General features: G+C 61.5%; 7 protein-coding genes. All 7 read left to right on the top strand.

Annotation, left to right across the window (positions count from 1 at the left end; all coding sequences use genetic code 11):
- The coding region (locus tag CCR95_RS00340) for an IS4 family transposase (protein ID WP_276570215.1) at positions 1–164 on the top strand (164 nt) is incomplete at its 5' end.
- A gap of 1,189 nt (positions 165–1,353) precedes the next feature.
- On the top strand, positions 1,354–2,520 hold the full coding sequence (locus CCR95_RS00345) for an efflux RND transporter periplasmic adaptor subunit (RefSeq protein ID WP_242522968.1): 1,167 nt from the start codon (positions 1,354–1,356) through the stop codon (positions 2,518–2,520).
- 70 nt (positions 2,521–2,590) lie between these two features.
- The gene (locus tag CCR95_RS00350; protein WP_201090850.1) at positions 2,591–6,475 is read left to right on the top strand and encodes an efflux RND transporter permease subunit; all 3,885 of its coding nucleotides are present in this window, start codon (positions 2,591–2,593) and stop codon (positions 6,473–6,475) included.
- Positions 6,476–6,630: 155 nt separating this feature from the next.
- On the top strand, positions 6,631–7,242 hold the full coding sequence (locus tag CCR95_RS00355; RefSeq protein WP_201090851.1) for a hypothetical protein: 612 nt from the start codon (positions 6,631–6,633) through the stop codon (positions 7,240–7,242).
- Positions 7,243–7,499: 257 nt separating this feature from the next.
- On the top strand, positions 7,500–8,276 hold the full coding sequence (locus CCR95_RS00360; RefSeq protein ID WP_201090852.1) for a hypothetical protein: 777 nt from the start codon (positions 7,500–7,502) through the stop codon (positions 8,274–8,276).
- Positions 8,277–8,339: 63 nt separating this feature from the next.
- On the top strand, positions 8,340–8,972 hold the full coding sequence (locus tag CCR95_RS00365; RefSeq protein ID WP_201090853.1) for a ParA family protein: 633 nt from the start codon (positions 8,340–8,342) through the stop codon (positions 8,970–8,972).
- Positions 8,973–9,040: 68 nt separating this feature from the next.
- A complete protein-coding gene (locus CCR95_RS00370; RefSeq protein ID WP_242522969.1) occupies positions 9,041–9,508 on the top strand; it encodes a hypothetical protein in 468 nt (155 codons plus the stop codon).
- Positions 9,509–9,792: the final 284 nt, after the last annotated feature.

Raw genomic sequence — 9,792 nt, forward strand, 5'->3', positions numbered from 1 at the left:
ACGAGGTGATGCGCCTCATCGCCCGTCTCGGCGGGTTTCTCGGGCGCAAGGGCGATGGCGAGCCCGGTTTGAAGACGATCTGGCTGGGCATGCAGCGCATCATGGACTTCGCCGCCGGGATCAAATATGCCAGGGAGATGCCGGACACGGAAAGTTGTGTGTAATGGGATGATTTTAAGTGGTACATAATGTATTATAAATCATAATGTTGCGCGAGTGTCTGTGAGGGAGGTTTATGCGAGCCGCGTTGTTTATATGATCGAGAAAGAACAACTTTTGGAATTATTAGGCCTCTCGGATAGTAGTCGGTTAGTCTCCCCTCATTCTGAGGGGACAAACCGAATCCGATCTGGCAAGATCGGGAGCAATTGATCCGCGATTATCTGCCAACGCGACGTCCTTCTGACACATGGCGCATCTGAGCGACCACGACCTGCGACAATTCGACGACGCCTATCTCGAGACGCTCACGCTCGAGCAGGCGCGGGCGTTATTGGGGCTCTGGCGAAGCCGAGGACATGCCGGCGGACGCCCCCCGACGAGGGGTCGAGGCGAGCCAGCCGCCCGCGACCTCGCGTCGCCGCTCCAACGGGCGCCCACCGGGGCGGCGCCCGGGGGCGAAGGGGTGCAGCCGCCACCCAAGCGTTGCCGGTGGATGTCGAGCGCGCCCATGCGCCGACCTGTTGTGCCGGCTGCGGCCGGGCGTTGACCGACGCGCATCCGAGTCGGGCCCACAACGTCCGCCATGAGTTGGATCTGATCCAACCGGCCGCCGGCGGGGCCGGCCTAGTGCTGCAACAGACCAAGCATCTACCTTAATCGCCAGTGTGCCTGCGGTCATTGGACCCGCGCCGAGCCTGGGCGTTGCGAGGCCGAAGCCGACTGGAGCGTGAGTCTCCACCAAGGTCGGATAGGGATTTACTTGATTAGACAACGGTTAAGGCGAATTTGCCTCTTATAGACAGAGAACCAGGCGCAAAGTGACCCCGAGCATTGGAGCTTCAGGAAACTCGCTCGCCGCCTGGTCTCGTCTCTCGTTCGGTTTTTTTGGCGCTGAACCATGGGCGCTGTCCGCTGAACGAGTGGCGCGGCTTGAATGTGGAATAGGGCTGAAGGCATACTGCGCCACTGTGCCGATTATAGTGAGCGCTCCTGTACGGGAAATTCATGGGGTGGCGTGCTTGGTGATCGAAAAATATGATTCCGTTGATTGCAAGGGAACTGAACGACGGACGCCGCAGCCTCGTCTTGAGGCAAGACCCAATGTCACGAACTTCAGGTCCGAACATGGCAATAGCCCTCGGACATTCGACTCAAAAACAGCGTTTGGTGTGCAATCCGATGGGAATACAGATGAAGATCGCTTCCGCCGCGTACCTGCTTGTCCTCGTTGTCCTGCCATTCCCGAGCACGGCTGACGAGATCGCCCAGAGGCTGGCGGGCGGCGAGGTTGGCGAATCCTTCGTGGTTCAGCAGGCGCAGGGCGCGCCCACGGTCTCGCTGGGCGGCACCGTCGTCCCCTATAAAGAGGTGACCCTGGCGGCCCAGCTTCCTGGGCGAGTGACCTTTATCGCCGGCCGCGAGGGAGATTCCTTCGAGGAAAGTAAGCTGCTGGTGGCTATCGGCGACGAAGAACTGCTTGCCAACCGGCGCGCGCTGCTGGCGCAGATGGCGAGCGCGGATGCTCAACTGCGCAACGCCGGCGTCCAGTACAGCCGCGAAATCTATTCGCCGCAGTCGCGCAATGCGCCTGGCGGCATGGGGTTGCCGAATCTGTTCGATCAAATGTTTACGCGCCCGGTCGAGGGTTTCGTCGGCGACCGCGATCGCGGCGCGGAACGTTCCGCTGACTTGTTTTCGTCCGGAATCCAGATCCAGGAGGCGCAAAACGCCTTGTTGAGATTGCAGGCGGAGTTGCAGGCGCTGGATTCGAAGATCCGCGATGCCCGCAGTATCGCGCCTTTCGCCGGGGTGATCGTCAAAAAATTCGTCGAGGTGGGCGATACGGTGCAGCCGGGTCAGCCGCTGCTGAACTTCGCCGATGTCGAGTATCTTCAGGTCGAAGTCGATATTCCCGCCAGACTGCGCCCTGGCTTGCGGGAAGGGCAGATGGTCCAGGCCGAACTCGATCCCTCCAATCGACGGGTACCGGTGCGGGTCGCGCAGATCTACCCCATGGCCGATCCGCAGCGTCACACCATCAAGATCAAATTCGATCTGCCCCAGGGGGTCTCCGAGCCGGGCATGTACGCCAAGTTGCTGGTGCCTGACCTCAGCGCCCCGACCCGCGCCAATCCGGTGATTCCAGCCAGTGCCGTCCGCTATAACGGTAGTCTGCCAGGGGTCTATGTCCTCAATGATCGCGGCGCTCCGCAACTGCGGTTGATCCGCGTCGGGGAGGAATTGAGCGGCGGTTTGATCACCGTCTTGAGCGGTCTGAAGGCGGGCGAGCGGGTGCTCGTCAATCCGGGGCCCCAGGTGACCGCGGGTTGGGCCAGGGATTCCTCCGCGGATCGTTAGGAACCCACGCCCGTCCCTTGGATTTCATGCCGCGGTCGAGCGGCGAAGGCCTGGATAACCTGGATTCGATATGAGTCAAGACAACACCTCTCAATCGCCACACGACAGCCAGCATCCGTCGACGCCTTCGACGGCGCTCAATATGGATGACGAGTATTTGGGCATCGCCGGGCGGACCGCAAAATTTTTCATTCGCTCGCCCCTGTCGCCGCTCTTTTATGTCGCCATGCTCATGATGGGCATGCTGGGTCTGCTCATGACCCCGCGTCAGGAGGATCCGCAGATCTCGGTGCCCATGATCGACATCATGGTGCAGTATCCGGGCGCCTCCTCGCAGCAGGTCGCGAATCTCGCGACCCAACCGCTCGAACGGATCATGAGCGAGATCCCCGGCGTCAAGCATGTCTACTCCGCCTCGCAGCGCGGTCAGGGCATCGTTACCATCGAGTTCGAGGTCGGCGAGAAAATGGGGCCGTCGCTAGTCAAGGTGAACGACAAGCTGTCCTCGAACATGGACAAGATCCCGCCGGGGGTCATGCCGCCGCTGGTCAAGAGCAAGGGTATCGACGACGTGCCCATCGTCACCCTGACGCTGTGGTCCAAGGATCTGGACGGCGACGGGGCGCCCGATGTCGATGACGGACAATTGCGTCTGCTGGCCCAGGACATGCTCCAGGCGATCAAGCAGGTCAAGAACACGGGCAACGCCTTCATCGTCGGCGGGCGCCGGGAGCAGGTCACCATTGATGTCTCGCCCGAGCGTCTGTCCGGGTATCAAATCAGTCTCGATCAGGTGGCCCAGACGCTGAAAAGCGCCAATGCCGAAACCACGGCGGGCGGTGTCGAGGCCAGTGGTTCGCATTTCATGGTGACGACCGGCGCCTTTTTGACCGGCGTCGAGGATATTAGTCGGCTGGTGGTCGGAACCTTTAACGGGATGCCCGTCTATCTACGCGACGTGGCCGATGTCAAATTGGGACCCGAGGATGCGTCCCAATTGGTTGCCTATTACACGGGGCCGGCGGCGGAGGGCGAGGCGCGGGCCGATGGGCGACCGGCCGTCACCATCGCGATCGCGAAGAAGGAACTCACCAATGGAGTGACCGTGGCGCAAGCCATCCTTGATCGAATGGAGGAACTCAAGGGTTCCCGGATTCCGGACAATGTCGAGGTCAGCGTCACCCGTAATTATGGCGAATCCGCCGACCAGAAAGTCTCGGAACTCATTCTCAAGCTGATCAAGGCAACCTCTTTCGTGGTGGTGCTGGTGCTGTTGGCGTTCCGCGCGCTGCGCCCGGCGATTGTCGTCATGCTGGTGATTCCGGTCGTGCTCTTCATGACGGTGTTCGTGGCCTGGGTGGGCAATTTCACCATCGATCGCGTCAGCCTGTTCGCGCTCATCTTCTCCATCGGCATCCTGGTCGACGATGCCATTGTCGTCATCGAAAATATCTATCGGCGCTGGCTGGAAGAGGGCAGCACCGACGAGGACACGGCGGTCGACGCGGTGCGCGAGGTTGGCAATCCGACCATTCTGGCGACCTTCACCGTGATCGCGGCGCTGCTGCCTATGGGGTTCGTGAGCGGCATGATGGGGCCTTACATGGCGCCCATCCCGGTACTCGGCTCGGTGGCGATGTTCATCTCGCTGTTCGCTGCCTTCGTGTTCACGCCCTATCTGGCGATCTCTAACTGGCTGCGTCCTTCGATGCGCTATCTGAAGGCGGCCGAGACGCGCGAACACAAGGGCGCGGAACGCATGGAGCGGTTTTTCCGCCGCGTCCTCACGCCGCTGATCGAGGATCGCCGGAAGCGTCGGACGTTTCGTCTGGTGCTCTGGGGTTCCTTCCTGTTCGCCTGCTCGTTTTTCTATTTCCATTGGGTGGCGGTCAAGATGATGCCGCTCGACAACAAGCCGGAATTTTCGGTCGTCATCGACATGCCGGAAGGCACGGCGTTGCCGGTGACCACCAATCTGGCCCGCCGCATGGCCGACAAGCTGCAATCGTTGCCCGAGGTCATCGCCATTCAGCTCTATGCCGGTACCGCGCGCCCGTTCGATTTCAACGGCATGGTCCGGCATTACTATCTGCGCTCGGACCCCTGGCACGGCGAATTGCAGGTGCAGCTCACCGATAAGCACGACCGCGACCGCACCAGCCATGAAATCGCCACGGAAGCGCGCGAGCTGCTGGCGAATCTGGCGCAGAGCGCAGGCGCCAGGATCGCGGTGGTCGAGATGCCGCCGGGGCCGCCGGTTCTTCAGTCCGTCGTCGCGGAGATCCATGGACCGACACCGGAGGCACGCAGACAGTTTGCGCGCGATGTCACCGGCTTCTTCGAACAGGCCGAGAGTGCCCGCGACGTGGATAACTATCTGCGCGACGCCTTCGACTACTGGCGTTTCGATGTCGATACCGAGAAGGCGGTGCGGCGCGGGATTTCGGTCGACACCATCAACCGCAATCTGTCCATGTCCCTGGGCGGCGCGCCCATGGGCGACATCAAGCAGCAGACCGGGCGGCAGAGCGGCCATGAGCCGATTCAGATCGTACTCCAGGTGCCGCTGGCCGAGCGTTCGCAGATTCAGCGTCTGGGCGATCTGCCGATTCAGTCGAGCGAGGGACAGACCGTCCCGCTGAGCGAGCTTGGACAGTTCCGGCGGACGGCGGAGGAGGATCTGATTTTCCATAAGGATCTGCGTCCGGTCGAATATGTCGTGGCCGATGTGGGCGGGCGTCTAGCGGCGCCGGTCTATGCGATGTTTCAGATCCAGGATCTGATGGGCGAACAGAATTACATCGCCCCGGATGGCAGCAAGCCCGCCGCGGGGGGCGGTTTTGGCGATGCCTTCTTCTGGCTGGGTCCGCCGCCGGACGGCAATCGGCTGTCCTGGGAGTGGGCCGGCGAGTGGACCGTTACCTACGAGACCTTCCGCGACATGGGCGCGGCCTTTGCCGTGGCGCTGGTGCTGATCTATATCCTGGTGGTGTGGGAGTTCGGTAATTTCCGCATTCCGCTGGTCATCATGGCACCGATTCCCCTGACCCTGCTCGGGATCATCCCGGCCCATTCGCTGATGTTCGCGATGGGCATGGGCGGCGAGTTCACGGCGACCTCCATGATCGGCTGGATCGCGCTGGCCGGCATCATCGTGCGCAACTCGATCCTGCTGGTGGATTTCGCGATTCACGAGATCCAGAAGGGCGTGCCGGTGGACGAGGCCATGATCCGGGCCTGCAAGATCCGCACGCGCCCGATCCTGATCACGGCGTTCGCGCTGGTGGCGGGTTCGAGTGTCATCATCACGGATCCGATTTTCCAGGGGATGGCGATCTCGCTGCTGTCCGGGGTGCTGGTCTCGACCGTCCTGACCCTGGTCGTGATTCCGCTCGGTTGCGTGGCGGCGAGCAAGGATATGTGCGAGGTGGCCGCCGCCAGCGTGCCGCCCGGCGCCATGCTTCCCTGTCGTCTTGATGTCGCGCCCGGTCGGGGCGCCTCGACGGGACCGACACGAGAGGGCCGATCCAGCCGCCTGCTCGGTCAGGTCATCGAAGTGTTCGTGTTGGTGTTCTATGCCATCCGCGGCATCTTTCTGCTGCTGTTCGAGGCGGTGAAGAGTCGTCTGCCGTCGGGCAAGGGCGCTCGGCCATCACGCCCCTCGTCCGGCTCGGCGCCCGCTGCTCCAACCCGGCGCGAACCGGAGACCGGGACGGACGTGACAGAATCGCCGCCAATGCCCTCGACGCCAGCGGATCGGGCTGAAAAATCAAACGAGACAACGCGCAAAAAGGTCGCGGCTCCCCGGAAGACCGTGGCCAAAAAAGCCGTGGCCGCGCGAAAGGGGGCTGACGCGGACGCGAAACCGACACCGGCGGCATTGACCCAGAAAAAATCGCCGCGACGGGGTATTCGTCTAAAGATCGAGGATGACACGGATCCGGATCAGCGCTAGAGAGCGATGTTGACCGCGCTCATCCCGGTCCTGATTTCCTCGGTGGCGGATTGGCGCGACGCGTGGTCCCGCGGAACGCTGTCGGCAATCGATGATACGCCCCTTGCCGACAGACGGAACCGGCGCGCGACCCGAGCAGGATTGAAGGCGATGTCATGAACCGCAAGCTGTTAAAGGCCGGAGTCCTGATCGCCGGGTTGTCGCTCGTCTGGGGCATCTCCGCTCAGCCGGACTCCGATCGCAGCTGGCATCGGTCGGGAGACGATGAGCGCCAGGTCTGGAACGCGCCGTCATCCGACTGGAATGCCTGGTCGGATCGAGAGGTGGACTGGAATCGCGGCCATGCCGCTGGCCGAGCCGAGCGCGGTTGGTCCAACGATGGAGAGCCTGGCGAACGTTCGGGCAATGACGGCGTGCCGTCCGACTCCTGGGGACAATCGGGCAACCAGTATCGATTTCGTCAAGAGGGCGCGCCCGATGACTGGAGGGGGGGGCTTTCAGGCGAGACATCGGGAACCGACGGTCAGCGCTATCGCTTCCGTGGCGATTCCTGGTCTGGGCAGGGCGATCGGCAAGATCCTGAGAGCGAAGCTCAATATCGCTTCAGGCCGCTCTCGGAGCCTGAACGGGCACGCGAGGGACAAATGCCGGAGTTTCGGCCGCTGGAGCCCAGACCGGGGGCGAGTCGTCAACCCGGTTTGTACGACTCCATGAGGGCGCCGGTTCGTCGCGAGTCCGTCGAACCGGATAGCTGGTATGAACGCTAGTGCAATTGTGTGAAAGTCCCAGGACCGCCTCGGGTCGTTGTCGTTGTCGTGATCTCGACATGGCGAATATTCGATTACGACAACGACAACGAGGGGGCCCCGGTCTCGGAACTTGGGCAGCGAAGCGCTAGCGTTTGGCGGCATCGCGCGTGATCGCGCCATGCACCTTGACGCCGCGCGCTGGACCGCCGAGGTTTGCGGCAGGAAGGGATTGAACACCCGATCAGCACGATCATCGATCACGAGCGGAGGAACAGATGAAAATTCAGCAACACATGCGGGTCATGGCGATCCTTGGATCTGTCCTGGCGATCACGGCTCAGGCGGAGATTGCCGGCGTTCAGTTCTCGGCGGAGATGGTCAGCCGCGGGCCGGATGCCCCACCGTCGACCGGCAGGATGTATGTTGGCGATGGTCGGATTCGTATCGAGATGACGCAGGAAGGACGCGACATCGTGCGGATCAACGATCACAATCGCCGGATCGAGTGGATTCTCTTTCCCAATCAGAAAAACTATCTGGAACGCTCCGCTCCCGAGGGTGACGTCGCTCCGGCGCCCATGCCGGCGCCATCCGCGGAAACCAATCCCTGCGAGGGCCTGCAAGGGGTGAATTGTCGCCGTGCCGGAGAAGAGGAGGTTGCCGGTCGCGCCGCGGTCAAGTGGGAGATGACCGTCACGCACGAGGGCCAGACCCTCACCGGCGCGCAGTGGCTCGACGTTCAGCGTGGATTGCCGCTGAAGTATCAGATGCCGAACGGACAATCCATGGAGCTGCACATGCTTGGCACCGAGACCATCGACGGGCGCAGTGTCGAAAAATGGGAAATGACCACCGTCATCCCCAATCAGCAGCCGATGCGCACCTTCCAGTGGTACGACCCGGAACTCAAGCTCTCGGTGCGCGAGGAGTTTCCTGGTGGCCATGTGCGCGAGCTCGACAAGATTCAGATCGGCGCGCAGTCGGACGATCTCTTTAACGTGCCCGCGGGTTATACGCGCCTGGAGATGCCGCCGATGGAAGCGGGGAAATAAGCGCGTGTTGGACACTCACGGGACGCAAACGCCCAGGGTTGGCACTCCGATGGATCCGTTGTCATGATTACGATTGTCGGCAGTCTGAAAGGCGGTTCGGGCAAGAGCACCCTGACCTTCAATCTCGCGGTCTGGCTCGCGATGGCGGAGGTCAAGATCATGCTGGTGGACGTGGATCCGCAAGCCACCTTGTCCGACGTCGTCGGGGTGCGCAAGGAGGAGGGCTTCGATCCCTCGTTGCGGGTCTTCGATAAAGCGGTCCTGACGGAGGATCGCCTGCGGGGCGCGGACGAGACCTTGATCGATGTCGGCACCTCGGACATGGAGAGCATGCGCCTCGCCTTGTCATTATGCGATCGAGTGGTGGTGCCGGTGCCGCCTTCCCAGGCGGATATTTGGTCGACCCAGCGCTATATCCAACTGATTGCGAGCGTGAAACGCGAGACGCCTCCGGACATCATTGGTTTCATCAATCGCGGGGATACTCACCACGCGGTTCAGGAGACCAACGAAACCGCCGCCGCCCTGGTGTCATTGCCTGGAATCCGCTTTATCAAACCGCGCCTCTCCCAGCGGACCGTCTTTCGCCGCTCCTTCAGCGAGGGACTGGCGGTCTTCGAACTCGAGTCGCGCGGCAAGGCCGCGCGCGAGTTCATGGGGCTGGCGGCGGCCCTTTATCCGAATCTCGTCAGTTAGGCGGCTTCATGAATACTGAGATCCCAACGGGCGATCCGTTATCGAAAGGGGTATCCGATCTGGATGCAATGGATTCCGATGCAACCGATTCCAGGCTGAATGCATTTGCCATCGACCGACTCTCCCAGGCGTTCGAGACCAGCGCCAAGCGCTGGGAACTCATCGTCTATCCGAGCTTGTTCGCCTTCATCATTCTGGCGGCCTATGGCTTTTATCTGATTTTCAGTCTCGCCAAGGACGTGCATTATCTGTCCATCAGCGTCGATACCAACATGACGGTGATGGCAAGCAATATGCAGTCGGTCTCCGACAACATGGCCCAGATGAGCCGGAATGTCCGTGCGATGTCGGTCAGCGTCGATTCCATGGCGCGCGATGTCAATACGCTGGAACCCATGCTGACCAGCATCCAGAACATGGATCGCTCGATGCAGAACATGACCCTTGCCACCACCTCCATGCGCGACGACATGGCGGTCATGAATCAAAGTATCAGCCGCCCCGCGCAATTCATGAACCGCTTCATGCCTTGGTAGCCCGCACCCTGTCGTTTCTGGTACGTTTGGGTTCGGATAGGGGATCGAGGGACGTGCAAGTGACGTCAGGCCGGGTGCGGATTAGCCCAAGTTTAACGCCTCAGATTATTTCTCTTTTAAGATCATCCGCTTACAGCGGAAAAAATCGCTCAGTGGCACTACATTCGTGAAATTTTGTGAAACCGGACGATTCAGACAATCATTTTCTGTATCCCTCCCGGGCTGGGATCGCTGCCCAGCGCCTGGATGATCGCCAGCTGCGCCGGCTCGGCGCGGGTCGCCTT

The sequence above is a fragment of the Thiocystis minor genome, from assembly GCF_016653465.1.
GTDB lineage: Bacteria > Pseudomonadota > Gammaproteobacteria > Chromatiales > Chromatiaceae > Chromatium > Chromatium minus.

Excerpts from the sequence above, each read along its gene's own strand:
- CCR95_RS00360 (WP_201090852.1), top strand. The coding sequence starts at position 7,500 with ATGAAAATTCAGCAACACATGCGGGTCATGGCGATCCTTGGATCTGTC.
- CCR95_RS00345 (WP_242522968.1), top strand. The coding sequence starts at position 1,354 with ATGAAGATCGCTTCCGCCGCGTACCTGCTTGTCCTCGTTGTCCTGCCA.
- CCR95_RS00355 (WP_201090851.1), top strand. The coding sequence starts at position 6,631 with ATGAACCGCAAGCTGTTAAAGGCCGGAGTCCTGATCGCCGGGTTGTCG.
- CCR95_RS00370 (WP_242522969.1), top strand. The coding sequence starts at position 9,041 with ATGGATTCCGATGCAACCGATTCCAGGCTGAATGCATTTGCCATCGAC.
- CCR95_RS00365 (WP_201090853.1), top strand. The coding sequence starts at position 8,340 with ATGATTACGATTGTCGGCAGTCTGAAAGGCGGTTCGGGCAAGAGCACC.
- CCR95_RS00350 (WP_201090850.1), top strand. The coding sequence starts at position 2,591 with ATGAGTCAAGACAACACCTCTCAATCGCCACACGACAGCCAGCATCCG.